General features: G+C 46.3%; 28 protein-coding genes. 22 read left to right on the forward strand and 6 right to left on the reverse strand.

Annotated elements, in window-relative coordinates; genetic code table 11:
- Positions 1–48 precede the first annotated feature (48 nt).
- The gene (locus LUCIF_RS21790) at positions 49–684 is read left to right on the forward strand and encodes a class I SAM-dependent methyltransferase (protein WP_207858246.1); all 636 of its coding nucleotides are present in this window, start codon (positions 49–51) and stop codon (positions 682–684) included.
- Entirely contained in the window at positions 681–1,094 is a 414-nt protein-coding gene (locus LUCIF_RS21795; protein WP_122629937.1) for a 2-thiouracil desulfurase family protein, read from the forward strand. The genes LUCIF_RS21790 and LUCIF_RS21795 overlap by 4 nt, the downstream gene beginning before the upstream one ends.
- Here LUCIF_RS21795 and LUCIF_RS21800 read toward each other — a convergent pair.
- The gene (locus LUCIF_RS21800) at positions 1,091–1,315 is read right to left on the reverse strand and encodes a hypothetical protein (protein ID WP_122629938.1); all 225 of its coding nucleotides are present in this window, start codon (positions 1,313–1,315) and stop codon (positions 1,091–1,093) included. The genes LUCIF_RS21795 and LUCIF_RS21800 overlap by 4 nt on opposite strands.
- A gap of 119 nt (positions 1,316–1,434) precedes the next feature.
- On the opposite strand from LUCIF_RS21800, the gene LUCIF_RS21805 reads away from it, so the two are divergent.
- The 4 genes from LUCIF_RS21805 (at position 1,435) to LUCIF_RS21820 (ending at position 4,387) form a co-directional block, all read left to right on the forward strand.
- Positions 1,435–2,151, forward strand: coding sequence for a DUF2161 domain-containing phosphodiesterase (locus LUCIF_RS21805; RefSeq protein ID WP_207858249.1), 717 nt, complete (start codon positions 1,435–1,437; stop codon positions 2,149–2,151).
- A gap of 35 nt (positions 2,152–2,186) precedes the next feature.
- Positions 2,187–2,771 (forward strand): GDSL-type esterase/lipase family protein, encoded by a 585-nt coding sequence (locus LUCIF_RS21810; protein WP_122629940.1) that lies wholly within the window; start codon positions 2,187–2,189, stop codon positions 2,769–2,771.
- Positions 2,768–3,064 carry a chorismate mutase gene (locus LUCIF_RS21815; protein ID WP_122629941.1) on the forward strand — a complete coding sequence of 99 codons (297 nt, stop codon included), beginning with the start codon at positions 2,768–2,770 and terminating at the stop codon, positions 3,062–3,064. The genes LUCIF_RS21810 and LUCIF_RS21815 overlap by 4 nt, the downstream gene beginning before the upstream one ends.
- 228 nt (positions 3,065–3,292) lie before the next feature.
- Positions 3,293–4,387 (forward strand): HD-GYP domain-containing protein, encoded by a 1,095-nt coding sequence (locus LUCIF_RS21820; RefSeq protein ID WP_122629942.1) that lies wholly within the window; start codon positions 3,293–3,295, stop codon positions 4,385–4,387.
- A gap of 404 nt (positions 4,388–4,791) precedes the next feature.
- On the opposite strand, the gene LUCIF_RS21825 is transcribed toward LUCIF_RS21820, so the two are convergent.
- Entirely contained in the window at positions 4,792–4,974 is a 183-nt protein-coding gene (locus tag LUCIF_RS21825) for a hypothetical protein (protein WP_122629943.1), read from the reverse strand.
- A gap of 149 nt (positions 4,975–5,123) precedes the next feature.
- On the opposite strand from LUCIF_RS21825, the gene LUCIF_RS21830 reads away from it, so the two are divergent.
- From LUCIF_RS21830 to LUCIF_RS21870, 10 genes are all read left to right on the forward strand, one after another.
- Positions 5,124–5,333 carry a hypothetical protein gene (locus LUCIF_RS21830; protein WP_122629944.1) on the forward strand — a complete coding sequence of 70 codons (210 nt, stop codon included), beginning with the start codon at positions 5,124–5,126 and terminating at the stop codon, positions 5,331–5,333.
- A gap of 11 nt (positions 5,334–5,344) precedes the next feature.
- Positions 5,345–5,563 (forward strand): hypothetical protein, encoded by a 219-nt coding sequence (locus LUCIF_RS21835; RefSeq protein WP_122629945.1) that lies wholly within the window; start codon positions 5,345–5,347, stop codon positions 5,561–5,563.
- Between the two features lie 28 nt (positions 5,564–5,591).
- Entirely contained in the window at positions 5,592–6,212 is a 621-nt protein-coding gene (locus LUCIF_RS21840; RefSeq protein WP_122629946.1) for a hypothetical protein, read from the forward strand.
- 237 nt (positions 6,213–6,449) lie between these two features.
- Entirely contained in the window at positions 6,450–8,456 is a 2,007-nt protein-coding gene (locus LUCIF_RS21845) for a sigma-54-dependent Fis family transcriptional regulator (protein ID WP_122629947.1), read from the forward strand.
- A 156-nt stretch (positions 8,457–8,612) separates the two neighbouring features.
- Positions 8,613–9,662 (forward strand): GTP 3',8-cyclase MoaA, encoded by a 1,050-nt coding sequence (gene moaA / locus LUCIF_RS21850; protein ID WP_207858251.1) that lies wholly within the window; start codon positions 8,613–8,615, stop codon positions 9,660–9,662.
- 20 nt (positions 9,663–9,682) lie between these two features.
- Entirely contained in the window at positions 9,683–10,165 is a 483-nt protein-coding gene (gene moaC, locus LUCIF_RS21855; RefSeq protein ID WP_122629949.1) for a cyclic pyranopterin monophosphate synthase MoaC, read from the forward strand.
- Positions 10,166–10,185: 20 nt separating this feature from the next.
- Positions 10,186–10,626 carry an MOSC domain-containing protein gene (locus LUCIF_RS26855; protein WP_165866109.1) on the forward strand — a complete coding sequence of 147 codons (441 nt, stop codon included), beginning with the start codon at positions 10,186–10,188 and terminating at the stop codon, positions 10,624–10,626.
- The gene (gene mog / locus LUCIF_RS26860) at positions 10,619–11,122 is read left to right on the forward strand and encodes a molybdopterin adenylyltransferase (protein WP_165866110.1); all 504 of its coding nucleotides are present in this window, start codon (positions 10,619–10,621) and stop codon (positions 11,120–11,122) included. Before LUCIF_RS26855 ends, mog begins: the two co-directional genes overlap by 8 nt.
- A 275-nt stretch (positions 11,123–11,397) precedes the next feature.
- Entirely contained in the window at positions 11,398–12,072 is a 675-nt protein-coding gene (locus LUCIF_RS21865) for a response regulator transcription factor (protein ID WP_122629950.1), read from the forward strand.
- Positions 12,062–12,979, forward strand: coding sequence for a sensor histidine kinase (locus LUCIF_RS21870; RefSeq protein WP_122629951.1), 918 nt, complete (start codon positions 12,062–12,064; stop codon positions 12,977–12,979). The genes LUCIF_RS21865 and LUCIF_RS21870 overlap by 11 nt, the downstream gene beginning before the upstream one ends.
- A 239-nt stretch (positions 12,980–13,218) precedes the next feature.
- On the opposite strand, the gene LUCIF_RS21875 is transcribed toward LUCIF_RS21870, so the two are convergent.
- The 3 genes from LUCIF_RS21875 to LUCIF_RS21885 all read right to left on the reverse strand — a co-directional run bounded on the left by LUCIF_RS21875 (position 13,219) and on the right by LUCIF_RS21885 (position 15,571).
- Positions 13,219–13,803, reverse strand: coding sequence for a GNAT family N-acetyltransferase (locus LUCIF_RS21875; RefSeq protein WP_122629952.1), 585 nt, complete (start codon positions 13,801–13,803; stop codon positions 13,219–13,221).
- 187 nt (positions 13,804–13,990) lie between these two features.
- A complete protein-coding gene (gene lpxA / locus LUCIF_RS21880) occupies positions 13,991–14,812 on the reverse strand; it encodes an acyl-ACP--UDP-N-acetylglucosamine O-acyltransferase (RefSeq protein ID WP_122629953.1) in 822 nt (273 codons plus the stop codon).
- A 126-nt stretch (positions 14,813–14,938) separates the two neighbouring features.
- The gene (locus LUCIF_RS21885; protein ID WP_122629954.1) at positions 14,939–15,571 is read right to left on the reverse strand and encodes a hypothetical protein; all 633 of its coding nucleotides are present in this window, start codon (positions 15,569–15,571) and stop codon (positions 14,939–14,941) included.
- A 222-nt stretch (positions 15,572–15,793) separates the two neighbouring features.
- Between LUCIF_RS21885 and LUCIF_RS21890 the strand changes: the two genes are divergently transcribed.
- Together LUCIF_RS21890 and LUCIF_RS21895 are read left to right on the forward strand one after the other, a co-directional pair.
- Complete coding sequence (locus tag LUCIF_RS21890) at positions 15,794–16,339, forward strand: hypothetical protein (RefSeq protein ID WP_126720618.1); 546 nt, start codon at positions 15,794–15,796, stop codon at positions 16,337–16,339.
- 81 nt (positions 16,340–16,420) lie between these two features.
- Positions 16,421–16,600, forward strand: coding sequence for a hypothetical protein (locus LUCIF_RS21895; RefSeq protein ID WP_122629956.1), 180 nt, complete (start codon positions 16,421–16,423; stop codon positions 16,598–16,600).
- 249 nt (positions 16,601–16,849) lie between these two features.
- On the opposite strand, the gene LUCIF_RS21900 is transcribed toward LUCIF_RS21895, so the two are convergent.
- The gene (locus LUCIF_RS21900) at positions 16,850–17,902 is read right to left on the reverse strand and encodes a YeiH family protein (protein WP_122629957.1); all 1,053 of its coding nucleotides are present in this window, start codon (positions 17,900–17,902) and stop codon (positions 16,850–16,852) included.
- Between the two features lie 141 nt (positions 17,903–18,043).
- On the opposite strand from LUCIF_RS21900, the gene LUCIF_RS21905 reads away from it, so the two are divergent.
- The 4 genes from LUCIF_RS21905 to LUCIF_RS21920 form a co-directional block, all read left to right on the forward strand.
- A complete protein-coding gene (locus tag LUCIF_RS21905) occupies positions 18,044–18,943 on the forward strand; it encodes a LysR family transcriptional regulator (protein ID WP_122629958.1) in 900 nt (299 codons plus the stop codon).
- 145 nt (positions 18,944–19,088) lie between these two features.
- Positions 19,089–19,277 carry a hypothetical protein gene (locus LUCIF_RS21910; RefSeq protein ID WP_122629959.1) on the forward strand — a complete coding sequence of 63 codons (189 nt, stop codon included), beginning with the start codon at positions 19,089–19,091 and terminating at the stop codon, positions 19,275–19,277.
- Positions 19,278–19,584: 307 nt separating this feature from the next.
- Positions 19,585–21,948, forward strand: a complete 2,364-nt coding sequence (locus LUCIF_RS21915) for an ATP-dependent DNA helicase (protein WP_122629960.1) — start codon at positions 19,585–19,587, stop codon at positions 21,946–21,948.
- 203 nt (positions 21,949–22,151) lie between these two features.
- The coding region (locus LUCIF_RS21920; RefSeq protein WP_133306311.1) for an FAD-binding oxidoreductase at positions 22,152–22,894 on the forward strand (743 nt) is incomplete at its 3' end.

The following is a 22,894-nucleotide window of genomic DNA, read 5'->3' on the forward strand; positions in this document are numbered from 1 at the left end:
TAGTGGAATGTTTGTTAAACAACGTGATTCCAAGAGGGGAGGGACTTTATGATTCCTATATTGTTTAAACAAACGCAGTTATATCGATTTCTAAATTATTGTAATGAGAGTAGACTGAATAAAAGCATATTAGATTGTGGGGCGGGGGGGAGCTGTCCGCCTTTGGCACTGTTTGCAGAATTTGGTTATGAGACTTATGGAATTGAAATAGACGATTCGCAAATAGAAAAGACGAAAAAGTTTTCACAAAAAAATGGTCTCAATTTAAGAATTTGCAAAGGCGATATACGTGAGCTTCCTTTTGAGGATGAATCAATCAGCCACATTTACTCCTACAATTCTATTTTTCATATGCAGAAGAAGGATATTCAAAAAGCGGTCCAGGAGATAAAAAGAGTAGTAAAACCGGAAGGGATGATTTGCTTAAATTTTCTTTCGATATACGACGATTGGTACGGTAGAGGAGAAGAGATAGGAAAAAATGAATTTCTGCAGATTGAGCGGGGCCAGACAGTGATTCATAGTTATTATGACGTGATGGAAGCAGAATCTTATTTTAAAGATATGGAAATTTTATTTAAAGAAAACAGGATTATAAACACCGTATATGAAGGGCAAAAAATGCAGCAGGGATATATCGATTATATAGCTCGGAAGAAGAGTTATTGTGAGGTATTGTTATGATTGTTGTCAGCGCCTGTTTAGCAGGAGTCGAGTGCCGCTATAACGGTTCTTCCTGTACGGTTCCCCAAATTGCGGTAATGGTGAGACAGGGGAAAGCGATACCACTCTGTCCGGAGATGCTGGCAGGATTGCCAACGCCGCGTCCGCCGGCCGAGCAGCGAAACGGCAGGATCATTGCGGCTGGTGGAGAAGACCAAACGGCGGCTTATTTATCGGGTGCGGAATTAGGACTAAAGATTGCCATTCTAATTGGCTACCAGGAAGCGATCGTTAAATCAAAATCACCTACTTGCGGCTGCGGACTTATTTATGACGGGACTTTTTCCGGGCGCTTAATTCCCGGCGACGGTCTTTTTGCCAAATTACTCAAGGAAAATGGTATTCGGGTATGTACCGAAGAAATGGTCTAGGTTGCAGCCTTTAGTTGTTTTTTCAGCATTAGGACTTCCCGGTGAAGCTCTTCGACTTCTTTCCGGAGTTTTTTATCTTCCGCTTCTTTCTCTTTTTTTTCTTTTTCCTCTTTCGCTTCGCATCTTTGGGTTACTATTTCGGCAAATAGAAGAATTATATCGGCGATTGCAATGATTAGCAAGGCAAATAAAACGAATTTATGCACGTTTTCACAATTCATAACCGGCACCTCATTTTTGTGAATGACTGCTATATTTTATTCATTGCCTGTTCAAGCGGTCCTAAGATGACGTGCCATAGCGCAGAGTGATTTGATAAAACGGAGAAATGGATGGAATAATGATGTTGGAAACCGATTTATATCAGCCCCTTTATAATTATTTAACCGGTCTGGGGTATACTGTGCGCAGTGAAGTGCAGAACTGCGACATAATAGCGACGCAGGACGACCGGATGGTTGTCATTGAAATGAAGCGCAGCTTTACTCTGACACTCCTCATGCAAGCTGTAAAACGGCAACGGATTGCCGATGCAGTATACGTAGCCATTCCCGCTCCCAAGAGCGGCATGCGGAGCAAAAGCTGGCGGGATGTGTGCCATCTGCTGCGGCGCCTGGAACTTGGGCTGATTGTAGTGCGTTTTCGCGAAGCAGATACCGCTGTTGTAGAGATTGTGATTCAGCCGGTGCCGTTTCAAAGGCGGCGGGACAACCGTTCCCGCAAGTATGTTCTCCGCGAGGTTGCCGGGAGGTCCAGTGATTACAATGTGGCTGGCAGTTGCCGGCGAAAATTAATGACGGCCTATCGGGAAAATGCAGTTTTGATTGCCTGCTGTCTTGCCAGATACGGCCGCTTGTCGGTCGGCGCTTTAAAGAAGCTTGGTACCGGCGCAAAGACGCCAGGGATTTTGCAAAAAAACTTTTATGGCTGGTTTAACCGGGTGGAACGGGGCATATATGAACTGGATCCCAAAGGGAAAACGGGTTTGGCGGAATACCAGGAACTGGTGAAGGAAATTTATGATAAATTAGACAGTAATTCAGAAGAATCCTTCTGAATTATACTGCTATTGAACAGGGTGGGGAAAAGGTCATGCAGGACAAGCGGATTAAACTGGTTGCTTTGGGTGATTCCATAACCGCAGGGTTTCCCTATACGCCGGAATCCTCCTGGTTTAACCTTATTGCGGAGCGGCTCAGGATAGAACATGTAAACCGGGGAATCGACGGTGATACTACGGCCGGTATGCTGCGGCGTTTTAACCGGGATGCCCTGAGTTTCGAACCCTCCCATGTGATAATCCTCGGCGGCACGAACGATGCGTATGAGGGGATTGCCGCCGAAGAAGTTATATACAATATTCAAGCCATGGTGAATTTAGCGGTAAAAAGGGGTGTCCGGCCGATTCTGGGTTTGCCCATAACCTGTGATGATCCGGACGTGGAATATTTGCTCGGCCGGTATCGGGAGACAATACAGTGTTATGCCGCGGAGAATCATATCGTGGGCATTGATTTTACTAAAGCCATGGCGGATGCAAACGGGAAACGTATCAAAGCGGAATTGTACTGTGATGGTGTACATCCCAACAAGGAAGGGTATCAGAGTATGGCCCGGGTCGCCGGGGATGTTTTAGGCAAGCTGATTAACCTGGTCGGAAAGGAGATAAAGAAATGAAGTCTTGTACCAATCTTGATGAAGTTCGTCAAGAAATTGATAAAATCGATTCTGAATTAATCAGCCTGATTGCGAGACGGGGTGAGTTTGTTCAGCAAGCTGCAAAATTTAAGAAAACTGCGGAAGATGTCAAAGCACCAAACCGGGTTGAACAAGTGATTGGCAAAGTGAAAAGCCGGGCTATAGAATTAGGTGCTGACGAAAAGGTCGTTGAAGCAGTTTATCGGGCTATGATCTCGGCATTTATTGAAGCGGAGATGACCGAGCATACCCGTCTGCAAAGAGGAAGATAGCATCGAATAGCAGATAAGGAAGTTTTACACTGGAGAATATCGCGCACCCCGAGCTCTGCGCTATGGACCGAAAGACCGCGTCAGCGGTTTTTCTATTGCAATATAGGACCATAGTCTAAGTGATATTAGGACTTTCGCCTTATTATTTTCTCCCTATAGTTGAGGTATACTATAAAATAGCTATATGTCGAATGGGGACGTATTCCGGCGAAAGGAGAGTTGAGTGCGATGAAAACGAAGATGATAGCCGTTAAAGAATTAGTTCCCGATATGATTATTGGTGATGCTGTTTTGGCTCCCAGTGGTAAGGTGCTTTTGGGAAAAAACGTCAGAGTAACTCCACGGACGATTTCCCTGTTATCCATGTGGGATGTCAATTTTGTATACATATTGGATTCCGGGGGTACTGAGGCGGATAATGCCAATGTGTCCGAAGATATTTCTCAGCCGGACCAACAGCCGGAACAGGAACCGAATTTATCCGTTGTTTTTAGGACATTTTATAATGAATATAACACCATTGTCAGCGGTTCTTCCCAGTCGTTTGATTTTGTCCGCAATTATAAGCAAGTGCCGATACAGGAACTAAAGGACCTTTCTTTCAGTATTTACTCCACGGTATTATCAACTGGAGCGGCGGCTATGGATTATTTACTGGTTAGCGATTATAATTTAGCCGACCAGGTATCGCGCCATTCGGTTATGGTGGCCTTCATCAGCAGTATGATCGGCCGGCAAATGCGGTTTGAGGAAAAAGACATACAATCTCTGGTTTTAGCCGGTTTATTACATGATATCGGTAAATTTGTCATATCAAAAGAAGAGGAAACCGCACCGGCAGCTCATATTATTTCCGGGGCCAAGCTATTGCGTAATGTAACCGGCGTCTCACCGGAAGTTGTAGCGGCGATCTTATATCATCACGAGTGCCTTGACGGCAGTGGTTTTCCGATGGCCAAGCAGGGGGATAAAGTACCCGTCTATGCCAGAGTCATTGCTATCGCCGATACCTTCCATAAAGAAGCGTATCGAATGGAATACTCGAATCCTTTCTGCGCGCTCGAATATATTTTCCGGGAACGGTTTACTAAGTTTGACCCGCTGATTAGCCAGGTTTTTATCAACAATGTACGGGATGCTCTCCTGAATAGTTCCGTTATGTTAAGCGATGGCCGTATTGCCAAAGTAATATTTTTCAATGAAGAACGATACGGCAGCCCGGTCGTTCGGACCGAAAACGGCAAGGTTATTGATCTCGCCGCAACTAAAAATCTTACGATTCATTATGTTTTAAATGAAGAGTATCTGGTGAAAGTAAATTAGAAGCCTTTTAAGCACCTCTGACGGTTAGTAGACGGGGGTGTTTTTGTTTCTTTAAAACGGGAAACAGGGGTTGACCTTTATCAAAAAATGATATATATTAAAACTAATCAATGATATTAATTATCGGTTGATTATGATTATCGAAACTTGGAGGTTGATGAAGATGACCTGTAATAGTACCGATGCTGTCGATTTTGGCCAATGCGATATGAATGATGAATGCTGTGATTGCTATGAATGCTGCTTAGGTGCAGAAAACTGCTAAAATTTAAAAACCGCCGTACGGCGGTTTTTTTACTTTTTAATCTCTGTTTAGGATGCGGTTTTCTGGCGGGGAGGAGGGTGAACCTCCGATAAGAATAGGCCCGGAACGGATTTATCCGGACTAGAGGTTTTGGCCTAAATCAGTTTGCAATGGACGGCTTTTTTTTGCGGATTAACGACCCGGTATGAACACGGCCGCATTTGGTACAGGTATATATATTTTGCATAAATAATTCGCCGGATTCTTCCCACTCTTTGCGAGTCACCGTCATTTCTCCGTCGCAATTATAATCTATACAGGGAGTAAGTTCTGTTTCTTGCATATCAACGCCTCCCGACATTTTTATACATAATTCGCTAAATTTATTAAGATTCCTGCCGGGCGAGCGGCAAAACCTTTGGGTCTTTCTCAGGAAACAATTCAAGTCTTGAACATACCTATATAATAGACAATGGCAAAGGAGCGATTTTTTTGAGAGCGCGGAAAACAGCTTCGCCACTTGAGCAGTTCCTGCGATTAAATTTCAATCAATATTTAGTTTTTCAGACCGGTGGAAATCCATTCTTGATTGGGAAACCGACCGGTATGGATTGTAATATTGTTATTGTATTAGAAGCAGCAGGATATACCACGTATATACCCTTACGGGAAATTGTTGAAGTTCATACTGCGGTAATCTAGGGGGGAGAAAATTGAACGGCTTGCGCAAGGTACTTTGCAGTTTACTGAATAAAACGGTAACGGTTATTCTGGAGGGGGCCCCGGCTGTTACGGCAACGGTTATTTTGGTGGACCGGTGTTCGGTGACGCTTCTGGCTACTTCAGGTTCGACTGTTTTAATACCATTTTCCCGGATAACGGCTGTAGAGGTGTATCCGGCCGTTTTTCCGCCCGCTCCAATAATTTCATAGCTATAGATGAATGAATGGAGGTAAAAAGATGATCCTCCGTGATTTGGTTCGAACCCTCGTTGCCCATCGCTTGCAAGGCGTTGTGGTCATGTTAAAGGGGGATGAAGGAGTAGCCGGAACAATTCGGGAGATAGTGGACGATCTCCTTATACTAACGAATTTTGCCGGGACATTAACTTACGTTCCCCTGAAAAAAATTACGCAATTGCGGTTTAGCTGCACACCAACAACTGCTTTTTCGAGTACGGTGACGGCATCTACCGTAAATTTAGGGTTTGAGGAAATTGTGAACAATCATTTGGAAACATATAGAAGACTGCTTACCGGTACCGCTACAGGTGATTTAACCGGCACAATCGGTATTGTACAAGATGCCTCCACGAATGCCGCCAATCTTACCCTGCAAGTAGGTTATCAAAGCTCAACAATTACATTAACCCAAAGCAGTGTGGGAAATCACCTTTTAATCAGTTTTGCCGGTTTAATTGCAGCAACTACCCCGAATTTTAGCGGAATTTTCCATATCTTGCGGGGTGTAGGAACATTTGCGGGAACAATAGGGGGAGGAACCTTCGGCGGTACCAGTGATTTATCCGGCGGTTTTACCGGGACAGTAAGCGGTCTTATTTGCCCGGCAAGTGTGGTATGAGAAAAACCGCGTTAAGCGGTTTTTCTCATTTACTGAAGGTATCAGCGGAAAAGTGACGAAAATATTCTTTATAATCCCGCTTTTCGCAGTCCTCTGTTATTCGACAATAAGTCTCCCGGAAAATATAAACTTTAGACGCAATATTATTTATATTGGGCTATAAATTGGGAAAAATATTGCCGCCGTAAGTTCAGGGGATGAAATGCGGGTATAATATGGATAAGGGTGGGCTTAGTCATGACGATTGCCAACAGTTATCAGGATTTAGCTCTTTCCGCCTGGCAAAATTTCATTGCCGGAAAAAAACTGGCATGTCCGTCCCGGCAGCAGATAACAGAATCCTGGATCCGCTGCCGGGAGGCCGGTGTAGATCCTTGCGATGATGCCATGCACAGTAGACTGGATAAGACGGCCTTAGAAAGGACGTTGCTGGAGAAACAAGAACTAATAAAGATTGCTAAACCGTTTATGGTTAATCTTTATCAATTTGTCCAGGGTTCCGGTTTTGTCGTTGTTTTAACCGATGAACGGGGCTATATTATGGAAGTTTTCGGTGACCTGGATACGCTAAATAACCCTTTGACCAATAACTTCTTTCAAGGTGCCTCCTGGCAGGAAGAAGTGGCAGGCACCAATGCGATCGGAACAGCGTTGGTAATCAGAAAGCCGGTTCAGGTTTCCGGTGCGGAGCATTACTGCCGGAAACACCATTGCCTGACCTGCTCGGCCGCTCCCATTTTTGACGGTGAAGGGCGGGTAATCGGCATATTGGATATGTCCGGTGCTTCTCATCTGTCCCATGTGCATACCCTGGGAATGGTAGTGGCGGCTGCGGCTGCCATTATGGCTCAACTGGACATTCAGCGAAAAAACCGGGAACTGGCTTTAACGAATTCCCGCCTGGTAAATATTTTTAATACCATGTCGGAGGGGGTGCTAATGGTTGACAGTCGTGGCGCTGTGAACCAATATAATCCGGCAGCCAGGGAAATTCTTAATAAAACGGGACAAGAATTACTAGGCATATCCATCGATAAAATATTTGGCGTTAAAGCAGTATTGACCCATCAAATGCTGCATAATAAGGAACCTTATGAAGATGTGGAATTGATGGTGGATACGAAGAAAAGTACCTTTCACTGTTTAGCCTCGGGGGCGCCGTTGGTTGATGAACAGGAAAATGTCAACGGCGGCGTGATTGTTTTACGGCCCATTAAACAGGTACAGAATTTGGTTAATAAATTTAGCGGTTATTATGCGACGCTGCGATTTGACGATATCGTTGGGGAGAGCGCGGAAATACGGGAGACTATGCACATGGCTGCGCTCGCCGCCACCACATCCTCCCATATTCTGTTGCAGGGGGAAAGCGGGACCGGCAAGGAAATCTTTGCTCAGGCCATCCATAATCATGGTAAGCAAAGCAATGGTCCGTTTGTGGCCCTGAACTGCGGCGTAATACCACGGGAGTTAATCGGCAGTGAATTATTTGGTTATGTGGAAGGCGCCTTCACCGGAGCCATACGGGGAGGCAAACCGGGAAAATTTGAACTGGCTGCGGGTGGAACGCTGTTTCTCGACGAGATTGGAGATATGCCCCTGGAACAGCAAATTGCATTGTTGCGGGTATTGCAGGAAAAAAAGGTGACCCGTATCGGCAGTGATAAGGTAATTCCGGTCAATGTCCGGGTTATTTGCGCAACCAATAAAGATTTGCTGCAGGAGGTAAAAAGGGGAGCGTTCCGGCATGACCTTTATTATCGTTTAAATGTTATTTCGATTACATTGCCGCCGTTGCGTAACCGGGTTAAAGATATACCGCTGCTATTCAGGCATTTTCTGGATAAGATAGGCCGCGACCGTGGCCGCCGTTTTACGGTAGAACCGGAAGTGATAAAATGTTTAGAACGGTTTGCCTGGCCAGGCAATGTTCGGGAATTACAAAATGTAGTGGAACGGGCTGTGAGTTTGACTGAATCCGAAATCATTACCGTCACTCAACTGCCGGCGGAGATTTGCGCAGCGCAAAAAGTGCTTCCCTATCCGGCGCCGGCTTTAGTTCCGCCTTTGCAAGAGAACTTTGGCCGTGCCCAACGGAAAAAATTAGTGGAGGAAGCGGAAAGGCAGGAGATTTTAGTTCTTTTATCAAAATATGGCGGTAACGTTAGCGTGGTAGCACGGGAACTCAGGATTTCCCGCAATACTCTGTATCGTAAAATGCGTTTATATGCAATTGAAAATTGAGAACAGCAAAATGTGTCACATTGTTGTTTCGTTTTTGGTAAGCAATCGTGACAGTTTTGTTACATGAATTCGTGACTAAGTCGTGCCTGTGCTTATGGTCAGGCTGTTTGGGGAAGTGAATATAGCTGGCATGAAAATTGCAAATATTAAAAATGAATGTTTCTAGCTTTACTGAAGGAATGGATACTATATAAGCCAAACCACGGCAGAGGCGAGGTGAAAGCGATGCGGGACGGTCAGGGCCGGGTTATCGATTATTTACGAATCTCTATTACGGACCGCTGTAATTTTCGCTGTCTGTATTGTATGCCGTCAGAAGGGGTCCGGTTGCTGGATGCGCGGGAAATCCTGTCCTATGAGGAATTGCTCCGGGTAATCCGGGTCTTGGGGCAGTACGGCGTAAGCAAGATTCGCCTTACGGGCGGTGAACCGCTGGTACGGAAAGGGGTCGTTAATTTTATCCGTAATATCCGGGCCATTGGAACCGTCAAAGATTTGTCCATGACAACAAACGGCAGCTTGCTCCGGGATATGGCCCCTGAGCTTAAAGCTGCCGGTCTTGACCGGGTAAATATTAGTCTGGATACTCTTGATCCGGAACGTTTTACCTATATTACGGACAAGGGGAACCTAACCGATGTGTTAAAAGGGATTGAGAGCGCGGTGAATGCCGGACTGACCCCGGTTAAGCTGAATGTCGTTCTCACGGAAGTTTTAACGGAAAAAGATGTTCTGTATTTTATTAAACTGGTGTATAATTGTCCGATTGCCGTGCGTTTTATCGAATACATGCCTGTCGGCCGCTGCGGGGTGAAAGCGGGAACCGGAATTGCGGCAATTAAGAGCATGCTTAATGGCAGTGGCTACGGCCAGTTAGAGCCGGAATCCGCCATAAAAGGCAACGGCCCGGCGAAATATTACCGGCTGCCGCGGGCAAGCGGCATGTTTGGCTTTATTACCCCTATTTCAGACCACTTTTGCCAGTATTGCAACCGAATCCGGCTAACGGCCGACGGCAAATTGAAACCTTGCCTCCTCTCGGATCAGGAAATCGACATGAAAGCGGTATTGCGCGGTGGCGGCGATGACAGGAAAATCGCAGAATTGTTTTTCAAGGCTGTGCAGGAAAAACCGGTTCGTCACAGACTCGGCAATAATCAACACGGAACAGGTTTGGCGCGGGAGATGTTCCAGGTCGGCGGCTGAACCGGAAACCGGAGGGAACCATGAAATTTACCCATTTTAATGAAGCTGGCAGGTCGCATATGGTGGATGTGTCGGCCAAACAAGATACCCAGCGGGAAGCTGTTGCCGAAGGCCGGGTCAGGATGTTGCCGGCAACGCTGGCTCTGATTAAAGAAGGACATGTCCGCAAGGGGGATGTTCTTGGCGTAGCGCAGGTGGCGGGCATTATGGGGGCTAAAAATACCTGGCAACTGATTCCAATGTGCCATCCGCTGTTATTGACGGGAGTCGATATCGGGTTTGAACTGGATGAAACGGCCAGTCATATTGATATTACCGCCACTGTAAAGAATACCGGTAAAACCGGGGTGGAAATGGAAGCGCTAACGGCTGTCAGCGTGGCTGCTCTTACAATATACGATATGTGCAAAGCCGCAGATAAAGAAATGGTAATCGAATTCGTCCGGCTCGTCGCCAAGTCCGGCGGTAAAAGCGGCTGTTATGTGCGAAGTGCAGGTGACTAAAAAAGAGAGGGAGCGGTTCGATGGAGGGCAAGATTATTGCGGTATGTACAAGTGCTAAGAAAGGGGAGCGCAAGCGGAATGTCGGTACCGGACGGTTACTGCCCGACCTGGGGCTGGAAGGGGATGCCCATGCCGGTTTCGCGCATCGTCAAATTAGCCTGCTGGCGCTGGAAAGTATTGAAAAGATGCGGCAGATGGGACTCGATGTGGGGCCGGGAGATTTTGCCGAAAATATAACAACCGAAAATCTGGTGTTGACAACACTGCCGGTTGGGACCCGGCTAAAGATTGGTGAGGCTCTGCTGGAAGTTAGTCAAATTGGCAAGGAATGTCACAACCGCTGCGCCATTTATTATCAGGCCGGAGATTGTGTAATGCCGAAAGAAGGGATTTTTGCCGTTGTGTTAACAGGCGGTACGATAAATGCCGGTGATACAATCGAGGTGATAGCGGTTGCTTAGTGTTGGCATTATAACCGCAAGTGATAAAGGGGCACGCGGTGAACGTGAAGATATCAGCGGCCGGACGATTGCCGAGGTGCTAAATGGGTTGGGGGAAGTCAGGCATTATGTTGTGGTGCCTGATGAACAGGCACTCTTAAGTAAAGAAATCATTAATATGGTTGATAATATAAAGGTTGATCTGGTATTGACTACCGGCGGCACCGGTTTTGCTCCGCGGGATGTCACTCCGGAGGCTACGCTGGCTGTAATCGACCGGCAGGTTCCGGGGATTCCTGAGGCAATGCGGGCCAAATCACTCGGCCTGACGCCGCGGGCTATGTTATCCCGGGCCGTTGCCGGCATACGGGGCCGTTCTCTGATTATAAATTTACCGGGCAGTCCAAAAGGAGTAAAAGAATGTCTGGAAGTCGTCCTGCCGGTACTTGAGCATGGTCTGGCAATTCTGAAGGGGGAGGCCGCAGAATGCGGGCAGGAAATCAAGGAAAACAGATAAGTACGAAGACCGGAATTATTTTCCGGTCTTTATTTTTTTATTATAGTATGACAAAATTTCCTCCCAACCAAAATGATTTTATGGTAAGCTAAAGAATGGAGCAGTAGGGTTCACTGATTCGGCACAAACTAAGAAAATTCTTCAATTTTCGCTGAATTTTGCTGCGAATTTTTTTTAATCAAATGTAATTCCAAGGTTTATCTACTAAACTATAGGAAGTAAATTAATCCAGGGACGGATAAAATTTACATGGATGTGCATAAAAGGGTGTTTTGATGAAGGTACTATTAGTGGAAGACGAAAGTAAATTGATTGAAGCTTTATCGCATCTATTAAGAAAAAGCGGTTATGTTGTCGATACTGCCAGTGATGGGGAAACCGGGACCGAAATGGCATCCACCGGAATTTATGATGTCATTGTCCTCGACCGTATGCTGCCGCGGCGTGACGGTCTTTCCTTGTTGCAAGAAGTCCGCAGTATGGGAATTGATACGCCGGTCCTGATGCTAACGGCAAGAGATGCGCCCAAAGACCGGGTGGAAGGACTGAACGCCGGTGCCGACGATTATCTGGTGAAACCTTTCTTCATTGACGAATTACTGGCAAGATTACGGGTGCTTACCCGGAGAAAAACGCAAGAATTGGTCGGCGATAAGATTAAAGCCGCCGGGTTAAGTCTGGATCCGCTAAGGGGGCAGGTACGAAAGGGCGCGGAAACGTTCCAGCTAACGATAACCGAATCGCTGCTTTTGGAAATGCTAATGCGCAATTCCGGCAAGGTCGTCACTAAGGAGCGGATTCTGGAGAAAATTTGGGGTTATAATTCCGAACTTGATGTTGCTAACGTTAATTTATATATTTATTACTTGCGTAAAAAGTTGAGAATCTCCAATATTAAGACGGTACGTGGAATCGGTTATTATCTGCAGGAGGATAATAATGTTTCATAAGTTGCGTCTTAGGCTGATTCTGCTGAACACATTCATTTCCCTGGGTCTTTTTTTTGTATTTGTTATTAGTGTTTACTACTGTTGGCATTTGGATATAATTCGACGTGTGGATTCTTTGGACCGCCGGATTGTTACGCTTATTGTTTTTGCCCTCGTGTGGATTCTTTTGTCTTTGGGCGTTAGTATTTTCACGGTTAATTTTGTTCTGCTGCCTTTCAAAAAAGTCTGGCAGCAGAAAAGAGAGTATCTGTCTAATGTTTCGCACGAATTACGCACGCCGTTGGCCGTGATTCAGACCAATCTGGATATTGTAAGCAAGGCTGCCGATGACGCCGATTGCCAGAAGAAATGGCTGGACAACATCAGGGAAGAAACGGTTTATATGGCGCAGCTTGTCGATTCTTTATTGTTTTTGGCCCGTTCCGATGCGAAACCGCCGGAAAAACAGCATTTTTTCTTAAATGCTGTTTTTACGCGGACCATAGCACCTTTTGATTCGCTTGCCGCTGCCAAAGGAGTATTTCTTTCGATATTAGCCGATATTCCGGCTACCGATGGCTGGGGTGACGAGATTCAAATTAGACAGATCATTAGCATATTGCTGGATAATGCAATCCGGCATACGCCGGTAGGCGGTATTGTCAGCGTTTCCCTATTGCCGGGGGAGGCTGGCACGGTATTGACTGTTGCCGATTCCGGCGAAGGAATTGAGCCGGAATGTCTGGATAAAATCTTTGACCGTTTTTATCAGATCAATAAAATCCGTACCAACGGCGGTTTCGGACTCGGGTTGGCCATCGCCCGGTCAATAGTGAAAAAACACGGCGGCGAAATCAAGGCGGCGAGTACCCCGGGCGCCGGAACGACTTTTACCGTAACGTTTCCCTGGAAAGCCGCCGGTTATTAGATTCAGTATATAAGAAAGACCGCTGCGCAGTCTTTCGGCTCATGGCGCAAGGCGCAGAAGAACCCCCAAAGCGATATTAAAAAGGCCAATCGTATGATTGGCCTTTACTTTTTTATACTTTAATTTAAATACGGTCCTTCTAGGGAAGCAGATGTTAAACTATGAACTGCCTTCGGCCGATTTTTCGCGCCCTGGACCCTGCGCCAAGAGCCGAAAGACCGCGTCAGCGGTCTTTCTTATTAATCGGCCATTGTTTTTTTATTCACATAAGAAGAAATATGTTTAGTGCTATTCTTTCTAAAATATAATTCCGAGAGGGGATTTATACACCGTCCCATAATTACTGCGTCATAAAAAGTATCTTCACTATAGAATTCGTGCTTTAATAAACCTTCTGGTTTAAAACCCATTTTTTTATAAAACCCTACTTTTTCCTTATCATCGACGCGGACTTTTATATTAATCTTACGGATAAAGCCTGTTTCCTTGGCCCAGCTGATTAATTGTTTGATAAGCAGCTTATTGATGCCAAGGTTCTGGTAATCTTTGGCCACGGCCAGAAAGGCCTCGCCAACATGGATTACCATTGGATTCATTCCCAGGAGCAATCGTACGTACCCGACAATCTTACCGTCAATTTTGGCAATTAAAAATAATTTATTTTTGTTATCCAGTTCTTTCGTTATGATACTGTTAAAATCCGTCTGATAAAAATCGTTCCGGTTTTTATGGACGGTTAAATAATGGGAGAAATTAATGGTTTCATCATGAACTCCCATGCGGATAACTAACTCATCACCGTTTTCTAAAAAATAAGAATTCATAGCAATATTTTCTCCTTATTTTTTATGGGATCAGAAAGTATAACTTTTCGGGTTGTTTCTAAAATAACATATACTTCTTAAGAAAGCCGAAAAGTAAAATACTTTCCTTCCACTAAAAGACCCTTAAGGTCTTTCTTGTATAAATTTAATTTCTAAGTGAACTGCCGGCGTTTCGGCCTGGACTTGATCAGTTCTTGTGATTGGCTACCCGGCAAATGCCTCTTTCCGTATTTTGCAAAAAGCGAATTAAATCTTCTAATTCGCTGCAAAGGGGGAGTTGCTGTTCCATGATCGCGACTGCCTGGGAAAGCTTCCAGCCGGAAAGGTATAAAATTTTATAAGCGCGTTTTAAAATCCGGCGGGTCGTTTCATTCATGCCGGCACGAATCAGTCCGACCGTATTCAGTCCGGCGGCGTATGCAGGATTGCCGTCGACGGTAATAAAGGGCGGTACATCCTGAACTACCTTGGAAAGGCCGCCTATCATGGCATTGCGTCCAACTCTTACGAATTGATGAATACCGGCCAATCCGCCGATGGTTACTTTGTCCTCAACGGTTACATGGCCGGCAAGGGTAGCAGCATTGGACATGGTGACATGATTCCCTACGGTACAGTTGTGAGCAACATGACTATAGGCCAATAATAAGCAGTCCGAGCCAATCTTTGTTTCCAGGTTTTCTCCCGTAGCCCTGTTGATTGTAACGAACTCCCGGACCTGCGTGCCGTCACCGAGAATGACATAGCTTTTTTCACCCAGAAACTTTCTGTCTTGCGGTTCGGAACCAATTACGGCGTGGGAATAGATAAGGCAATTTTTGCCTATCTTTGTCCAGCCTTTGATAACCGTATGGGCGTCGATTTTTGTACCGTCGCCGATTGTTACGTTGGGGCCAATTACAGAATAAGGTCCGACTTCAACATCTTTTCCCAGCTTGGCGTTAGGATGAATTACCGCTGTTTTATGGAGATTATTTGAAATAAATGCATTCGTCAAATTTTGTATCATTTAATTGGTCTCCTTTTTAATAGCGATCCCATTTTTCGCAGTCTGCTGTCATCCGACAATAATTCGGGGGGGCGAAATACGGGAGCGGTCATAAATTTGAGAAAGTACAGCTGCGGTGCGTTTCTGTTAGTTTCCTATGGTCCCGTCGTCATACTGCAGCCAGGTATTCATCATTATTCGCTGGTCTTTTGTTAAAAAGGCACTTATTTTACTAAATATGTTTGTATGTAACTTTTTAGTCCTTTTCTCCCAGGAAAGGGATGTATCGGCAATCGTTGCCCACACGTTTTTCTGAGATTGCAGCATCAAATTAACAATGATTATTTGCTGTTTTGAGGTTAGGTTCAGCGCCAACATAGTTGCTGTGGTTTTTTCATTTGCCTGCTGTTTTGTTGCCAGCAGGTTTTCGAAGGCGAATTGCTGTTCCGGTGATAATATGCTTAGGATCCTATTATTTGTAGTAGTTCGAATGTCGCTCATTTTTTTCATATAATTTGTGAGCCGGTACAACGTATTAAAGTTGGATAAATCAGTAATAAGCATATTTTTCTGCAAGATTTTTACTTGTTTGTATTCGTCGTTAATAATCCCGTCAACTTTTTCTCTTTTTTCGGCCGGCAGATCCAGGCTGATCCATAGTGATTCCTGACTTAAATCGGAAGTGTTAATGCGAGGCGAGGAAAATCCGGGGTGCATGCTTAAAACAAGACTGGCCGCTACGAGACAAAGCATACAAACCAATTTTCCTGTTTTATGCAATCTACTCATCTCCTTCTGAAAGAACGTAAATAATTCAATATAGATCACTGCCTTTCCTGATTTTACTAGTTGTAATTATAGGTTATTAATCTTGGAATTTTATTTAAAGTCTGTTTTTTTAATGCGTTTTTCGACAAAATAAAAAACAATTCTAATATTTGCGAGCTATAATGACATTGCAATTATCGATAAATTATGACAGCTGGTTTATGAGGTGGGACGATGATGAAATCCTCTGAACGAAAAGAAAGAAGTGTTTATCAGTTGAAAAAGATAGGTTTGCTTTTGGCTGCTTGGCTTTTTTTCAGTATTGGGACCGGTTTTGCCGCAGCGTCCGCGAAAGCGGGACAGGGCGATTCAACCGCCGGCATCGGTTTCGGCAGTCAGGGAAACACCTATTTTTTTGAAATGAAACCGCAAGATGATTGGGCAGTAGGCGTTCACTATTTTAATCAAAACAGTCTCGATATGACTGATTTATATGGTCAATTTAATCTTGCCGACAATCACTTTAAAGCGATTATCGGCAATCGGATTTTCGGCAGTACCGCTGATTCCCGCGTCTATATCGGGGCGTCAATCAGCGGCAAACTATCTTCCGACTGGGTTGGCTATACATCTTTAATTGGCGGGGACCGGTTTCAGGAATTACAACTTGGCGCTACTTATAAAGTAACGGACCATTACGGCCTTAATTTTAACTATCGTTCGCTTAAATACGAAGGTGACAAGTCCAATCTGGATGTCGGCCTGGTATTTAATTTTTAGGTCTTAACCTCAGTGTCTTTATTCCATGTCCCTAAAAATTAATCGGCTTCTTGGAATTAATAAAGGAGGCTGGAAAGTAAGATGAATCAGCAAAGAACGGGCGGTTGGGAAATTTGGTATGGGAAGGCACCTATCCCCATAAAAGTTGGAAAATTGGGACAAGTTCCCGTATTTATCTCTACGGAGGGCTTGCAACGGTTTCAACAGTTAAGAGCCGTTGTACTTTTAGGGTTAAAGGCTGTAAAATCAATTTGGATATAGGACTGTTTCAATAAGAAAATTGCCGCAGTGAAAACTGCGGCTTTCTTTTTTAGGTTTTAAGTACTGCATAGATAGCCGTAAACGGCAGAATAATCGCCTTATCAACGTTGCGCCGTTGCCACTTAACCTCCGCTTATGACAGGACAGGACGATCCTTCTGCCTGGATTGGCGTCCAAATGATTTCCAGATGGTTTTCCGGCGCCTTGAGCCCTGCGCCATGGAGCGAAAGACCGCACCAGCGGTTTTTCTTATAGTGAGAGCCAGGTCAACAGGGAGAGCAAAAGGGATGTGACGGTCATGGCGGCAAGGGGCCGCAGCGCTTTGGTGCGCAAGTCGTTCAAACTTACGTTAAGTCCGAGTCCTACCATAGCCATAGTCAAAATAAAGGTGGTAAGGGTGGACACACCGTCCATGGCGTTAGGCGGGACAACGACGGATTTACCGAGAACATAGCTTCCCAGAAAACTCATTACAATAAAGCCGATCAGGAACCAGGGGAAATCGATTTTGGAACCGGTTTGGATATTGTTTTTCCGCTTCATCCAGTACATCAGGATAAAACTGAGGGGAATGAGCAGGAACACCCGTCCCAGCTTTGCCAGTAAAGCAATGGCTAGGGCATCCTGACCGGCCGGGGCGGCGGCCAGGGCTACATGCGCAATTTCATGCAGGCTTATGCCGGACCAAATGCCGTACTGAATCCCGGTAAGATGGACGAAAGGCCTGATAATGGTATAACCGACGGCGAAGACGGTTCCCAGCAAGGCAATGATGCCTACGCCGAGGGCGGTATCTTCTTCTTTGGCGTTAAGAATGGGAGAAACAGCCGCAACGGCGGCGGCGCCGCATACGCCGGTGCCTATGCCGAGCAGCAGGGACAAGGATTGGTCCGCCTTGATTAATTTGGCGATTAATAGAGTCATAAGAATGGAAAAAGTGATGGTTCCCGCATCCCGCACCAATAGCCCCAGTCCCTGATGGAAGATGACATCCATATTCAATTTTAAGCCGAATAAAATGATGGCCAGCCGCAATAACCGTTTGGCGGAAAATTGAATACCGGCGCGGAGCGATTCGGGATATCCCCAAAGCTGGCGATATACAACCGCGATGATAATCGCCGACGCCAACTGTCCGACATGGTCAAACCCCGGCAGTCTGTATAATCCGTAACCCATCAGCGCAATGGCAAATGTAAAGCCGATACCGGCCAATTTGAGCCGGAACGGGGAAGCTTGCGCGGCGGTTCCGTTACTTGATGCTGTAGCTAATGTCAGTGTGTCTTCCGTTTGAGTGGTCATATTATTACCTCCGTTTTTGATTGAAAAATAGTTTCGGCATTTTTTGTACTTTTCCAGGATAAAACAATTGTTGAAATAAGTAAAATAAATTATTATAATCTTTATGATAAGTAAAACAATATGATAAGTGAGGAATGGATATTGGATCAGCCACTACTTGTTTTTGTGACGGTTGCCGAGCAGAAAAATTTTACCAGGGCGGCAGAACAACTGCATATGACTCAGCCGGCAGTCAGTCAGTATATTAAAACTCTGGAACGGATGGTAGGTACGAAACTTTTGGAACGGAGCAATAAGTATGTCCGGTTGAATAAAGCCGGCATCATTGTATATCATCATGCTAAGGAAATTCTGGGGCAGTATGCGCGGATGCAATGCCTGGTGGACGATTTAATGCATACGGCCAGCGGCCTTTTATCACTTGGGGCCAGTTATACCTTTGGCGAGTATGTGCTACCCCATGTCATTGCCGGCCTGCATGCGCAATATCCATTGATCAAACCCCGGATAACGATCGGCAATACCAAAGAAATTGCGGAACTGGTCTTGAATCACCAACTGGATGTTGGCATTGTGGAGGGTGGACTTCAACGGGAAAATTTATATGTCGAACCTTTTGCCGAAGATGTAATGTATGTGGTTGCCGCTGCAGATCATCCATTGGCTCAGCAGGAGCAGGTATCGGCTGCCGAACTGACGGAAGCAACCTGGATTGTTCGTGAAGTCGGCTCGGGAACCCGTGAGGCTACGGAAAAGATGTTTGCTGCGCTGCAACTGACTCCGGCGGACCTTTTGGAATTCGGCAGTACGCAAATTATAAAAGAATCGGTAGAGGCCGGAATTGGGATTACGCTGCTGTCTTATTGGGCCATCCGGAAGGAATTATCCAGGGGCGGCCTCAGGCGGCTTGCCGTCAGGGGGATTCCCGTGGTCCGCAGTTTTTCTTTGGTAACGCCGGCTACCCGGTTTTATACGAAAGCAACGCAGATTTTTCTCGAACGGGTAAGGCAAGAGGGTACTTTACCGGCTTTGCCTGATTAGTCCTGTTTACTTAGCGTCTATAATTGGGAGAAATATTCTCGCCATAAGTTCAGGGTGCGAAATGTAGGATAAAACGTCCGATTCTTACAATTTATCACAGTTTTGTCACAAATTCCTCTTATGATAAAGGAAAGGGGGTATTTATGTGACGATTACCGTGATTAACAAAGAGCTTCATTATTCATATATTCAGCCGGTTCCCAATGCAGCAGGAGGACAAACCAATCTTAAGAAGCGTGGTACCGCCAACCAAATGGGAAACGGTTTGGATACCAGGGAGAAAGTTGAAAAGCCCTTCAGCTTTTATTTAAATCAAAAGACCCAAAAAGGGTAATTTAAATGCCGCACGACGAACATCGTCCGTCTGCGGTTTTAAATTTTTATAATGGGATCAGAAAGCTTAAGTACTGCATAGATAGCCATAAACGGCAGAAGAATCGCCTTATCAACGCTCCGCCGTTGGCACTTAACCTCCGCTTATGACAAGACGATCCTTCTGCCTGGTTTGTTCGCCCCAAACGACTTCTAGTTGGTTTTCCTGCGCCCCGAGCCCTGAGCCATGAACGGAAAGACCGCGCAGCGGTCTTTCTTGATATGGTATAATACAGAAAATAGACCAACCGTTATGAGGGATTACTCTTATGAGTGAGAAATATATTCTGAAAATTTCTGTGCGGAATCTGGTGGAATTTGTATTGCGGACCGGAGACCTGACAACCGGTTTTTCCGGCAGCGCCCGGGCTGCCGAAGGCAGTAAGGTGCACCGGCGCCTGCAGAAGGCCCAGGGAGAGGACTATCAGGCGGAAGTCGCCCTGACGTATGAAACGGAGCGGGCGGATATGCTGCTGAAGGTAAGCGGCCGGGCCGACGGAGTTATTGTGTCGGAAGATGAGAACGGTCTTCGGAAGGTGACAATTGACGAAATCAAGTCTACAACCAGGCCGGTAGATCTCATCAGGGAAACCGATAATCCTGTCTATTGGGCTCAGGCCAAATGTTACGCCTATTTTTATGCGGTGCAGAACGGACTGAATTCGATCCAGGTCCGGCTTACCTATTGCCAATATATTTCCTGGGAAATGAAACAATTTTATCAGGAAATTTCCGTGGCTGACCTGGCCCGTTTTTTTAGCGAGCTGATAGACCGGTATTATGCCTGGGCGCAGCAAATGCGGCAATGGGCCGACCAGCGCGACAGCTCGGCCCGGGAAATGGAATTCCCGTTTGCGTCGTACCGGGAAGGGCAGCGCCGGTTGGCGGTGGCTGTATACCAGACAATCCGTTCGGGACGTAAACTATATGCGCAGGCTCCGACCGGCACAGGGAAAACCATGGCCGTTCTTTTTCCCGCCGTTAAGGCAATGGGGATGGGGTTAGTAGAAAAAATATTTTTTCTGACCGCCAAAACCGTAACCCGCAGTTTGGTGGAAGAAGCCTTTGACAAACTGCGCCGGCAAGGGCTGCGGTATAAGACATTGACTATTACCGCCAAGGATAAAATTTGTTTTCTGCCGGAAGCGGCCTGTGACCCGGAGGAGTGCCCGTATAGCAAGGGATATTTTGACCGCCTGAATACGGCCCTGGCCGATATTTGGCGGGTGGATGCGTTTACGCGCCCCGTCGTCGAGGAATATGCCCGCAAACATAATCTGTGTCCTTTTGAGTTTTCCCTTGATTTGGCCCTATGGGCCGACTGTATTATTTGCGATTATAATTATGTATTTGATCCCCAGGTGTATTTACGGCGCTTTTTTCAGGAAGAGGGCGGCGACTATTGTTTTCTGGCGGATGAAGCGCATAACCTGGTCGACCGGGCCCGGGAAATGTTTTCAGCGTCCCTCGATAAAAAGACATTTTTAGAATTAAGGCGCAGCGTGAAAACGGGTTTGCCGAAACTGGCTAAAGCCGTTACGGCCGTAAATACCTGTCTGCTGAAGTTGGGAAAGCTGTGTTCCGGGGAAAGCAATTTTGCCGTGAAACGGGAAATGCCGCAGGATCTTTTTGCTCCCCTGCGAAAATTTATCGGCGTTGCCGAAGAGTGGCTGGTGCGCAATGAACCGGCTGATTATAAAGACGCGGTACGGGAAGTTTATTTTGCGGTCTACGCGTTTTTACGCATAGCCGAAAACTATGATGAGCACTACGTTACCTATATAGAAAGAAATCACAAGGAAGTAAAAATCAAGCTGTTTTGTGTGGAACCGTCCTTTTTACTAGGCCAGGCCATGGAACGGGGCCGGGCCGGTATTTTCTTCTCGGCTACCCTGACCCCGCTTGACTATTTTGCCGCTGTCCTGGGCGGCAATGAACAAGACGGCTGGTTGACGGTAGCCTCTCCTTTTGCGCGAAACCATTTATGCCTGATGGTGGCCGACCAAGTCAGTACAACGTATCAGAGGCGGGCTCAGACCTATGACCGGGTCGTGGAACATATAGCGGCGGCAGTTGACGGGAAAAAGGGTAATTACCTGATCTTCCTGCCTTCTTACGCCTATATGGAGGAGATTGCGGACCGTTTTGCCGTCCAATATCCCCGGATGCGGACAATTCGCCAGACCGGTAGTATGACGGAAGAGGAACGGCTTATTTTTCTGGATCATTTTACGGTCGGCAATCAAGAGCCGTTAGTCGGATTTGTCGTATTGGGAGGGATTTTTGGCGAAGGAATTGACCTGACCGGCACCCGGCTGCTGGGCGCGGTGGTAGTTGGAGTGGGGTTACCGCAGCTTTGCAGGGAGAAGGATATTATCCGGGATTATTTTAATGCGCTGAATGGCAACGGTTTTGAATATGCTTATCTTTACCCAGGAATGAATAAAGTATTGCAAGCGGCAGGCAGAGTAATCCGCACCGAAACGGATAAAGGGATTGTTTTACTTATTGATGAACGATTTTCCCAGGCGCGGTACCGGCGGCTTTTTCCCCCGGAGTGGCGGGGCGCGGTTGCCGTAAAGGACTGCCGGGATATTGCCGGCATTACCCATTTGTTTTGGCAGGACATATAGTCCGGACGATTAGGGGGGCCTCAGACGAACTATCGCCGAGTGACAAAGACATGCAAAAGCGGGATACATTGTGAAAAAAAGAATTTTAAAAAAATTATAACTATTCCGTAGACAATGATTTGTAAGCTTTATATAATAAACGTAGAACTAATTGGTATGATGACCTGGTCATTAGCCAATCATTATGAGGAGGTATTTGATGAATGGCAAGGTACAATGCTGTCACTCCCCAGGTAATCGATGAGCTCAAAAAGATTGTGGGAGAAAAATATGTCTATACCGATTCCGACAAGCTGGAACCCTATTCTCATGACGAAGTAACGGACCCCCATTATGTGAAATTGCCCGAGGTGGTCGTGCTGCCGGCTACGGCCCAGGAGGTGGCGGCCGTTGTGAAGCTGGCCAACCGTACCCTGGTTCCTTTGGTGCCGCGGGGCGCCGGGACAGGCCTGGCCTGCGGCGCAGTGCCGTTTAAAGGCGGCATCGTATTGTCCCTGGAACGGATGAATAAAATTCTGGAAATCGATGAAGCCAATATGTTTATGGTGACGGAGCCGGGTGTGACGACGGAAGAAGTGCAAAAGGCGGCCAACGCCAAAGGCTGTTTGTATGCCGGCGACCCCTGCAGCGGCGACAGCTCGTTTATCGGCGGCAACATTGCCACCAACGCCGGCGGCAATAAGGCGGTTAAATACGGGGTAACCCGCAACCAGGTAGCCGGACTGGAAGTGGTCACGCCGGTTGGCGAAATCGTGACGCTGGGGGGCAAACTGAAAAAAGACGCCACCGGTTATAGCCTGATGAACCTGATTATCGGTTCGGAAGGTACTTTGGGCGTAGTAACCAAGATTTATCTGAAACTGGTGGCTCTGCCGAAAAATACGATGAACCTGCTGGCGATTTTCCCGGACCTGGCTTCGGCCATTGGTTTGACGCCTACGTTGAC

This window comes from Allolucifera butyrica (genome assembly GCF_900476375.1).
Lineage (GTDB): Bacteria > Bacillota > Negativicutes > Sporomusales > UPPP01 > Lucifera > Lucifera butyrica.

Bases quoted from the DNA above. Each gene is read 5' to 3' on its own strand.
- LUCIF_RS21900 (WP_122629957.1), bottom strand. From the start codon at position 17,902: ATGACCACTCAAACGGAAGACACACTGACATTAGCTACAGCATCAAGT.
- LUCIF_RS21845 (WP_122629947.1), top strand. From the start codon at position 6,450: ATGACGATTGCCAACAGTTATCAGGATTTAGCTCTTTCCGCCTGGCAA.
- LUCIF_RS21795 (WP_122629937.1), top strand. From the start codon at position 681: ATGATTGTTGTCAGCGCCTGTTTAGCAGGAGTCGAGTGCCGCTATAAC.
- LUCIF_RS21825 (WP_122629943.1), bottom strand. From the start codon at position 4,974: ATGCAAGAAACAGAACTTACTCCCTGTATAGATTATAATTGCGACGGA.
- LUCIF_RS21895 (WP_122629956.1), top strand. From the start codon at position 16,421: ATGAATCAGCAAAGAACGGGCGGTTGGGAAATTTGGTATGGGAAGGCA.
- moaA (WP_207858251.1), top strand. From the start codon at position 8,613: ATGTTTCTAGCTTTACTGAAGGAATGGATACTATATAAGCCAAACCAC.
- LUCIF_RS21815 (WP_122629941.1), top strand. From the start codon at position 2,768: ATGAAGTCTTGTACCAATCTTGATGAAGTTCGTCAAGAAATTGATAAA.
- LUCIF_RS21875 (WP_122629952.1), bottom strand. From the start codon at position 13,803: ATGAATTCTTATTTTTTAGAAAACGGTGATGAGTTAGTTATCCGCATG.
- LUCIF_RS21820 (WP_122629942.1), top strand. From the start codon at position 3,293: ATGAAAACGAAGATGATAGCCGTTAAAGAATTAGTTCCCGATATGATT.
- LUCIF_RS26855 (WP_165866109.1), top strand. From the start codon at position 10,186: ATGGAGGGCAAGATTATTGCGGTATGTACAAGTGCTAAGAAAGGGGAG.
- lpxA (WP_122629953.1), bottom strand. From the start codon at position 14,812: ATGATACAAAATTTGACGAATGCATTTATTTCAAATAATCTCCATAAA.
- LUCIF_RS21915 (WP_122629960.1), top strand. From the start codon at position 19,585: ATGAGTGAGAAATATATTCTGAAAATTTCTGTGCGGAATCTGGTGGAA.
- LUCIF_RS21810 (WP_122629940.1), top strand. From the start codon at position 2,187: ATGCAGGACAAGCGGATTAAACTGGTTGCTTTGGGTGATTCCATAACC.
- LUCIF_RS21870 (WP_122629951.1), top strand. From the start codon at position 12,062: ATGTTTCATAAGTTGCGTCTTAGGCTGATTCTGCTGAACACATTCATT.
- LUCIF_RS21865 (WP_122629950.1), top strand. From the start codon at position 11,398: ATGAAGGTACTATTAGTGGAAGACGAAAGTAAATTGATTGAAGCTTTA.
- LUCIF_RS21800 (WP_122629938.1), bottom strand. From the start codon at position 1,315: ATGAATTGTGAAAACGTGCATAAATTCGTTTTATTTGCCTTGCTAATC.
- LUCIF_RS21890 (WP_126720618.1), top strand. From the start codon at position 15,794: ATGATGAAATCCTCTGAACGAAAAGAAAGAAGTGTTTATCAGTTGAAA.
- moaC (WP_122629949.1), top strand. From the start codon at position 9,683: ATGAAATTTACCCATTTTAATGAAGCTGGCAGGTCGCATATGGTGGAT.
- LUCIF_RS21790 (WP_207858246.1), top strand. From the start codon at position 49: ATGATTCCTATATTGTTTAAACAAACGCAGTTATATCGATTTCTAAAT.
- LUCIF_RS21805 (WP_207858249.1), top strand. From the start codon at position 1,435: ATGATGTTGGAAACCGATTTATATCAGCCCCTTTATAATTATTTAACC.
- LUCIF_RS21840 (WP_122629946.1), top strand. From the start codon at position 5,592: ATGATCCTCCGTGATTTGGTTCGAACCCTCGTTGCCCATCGCTTGCAA.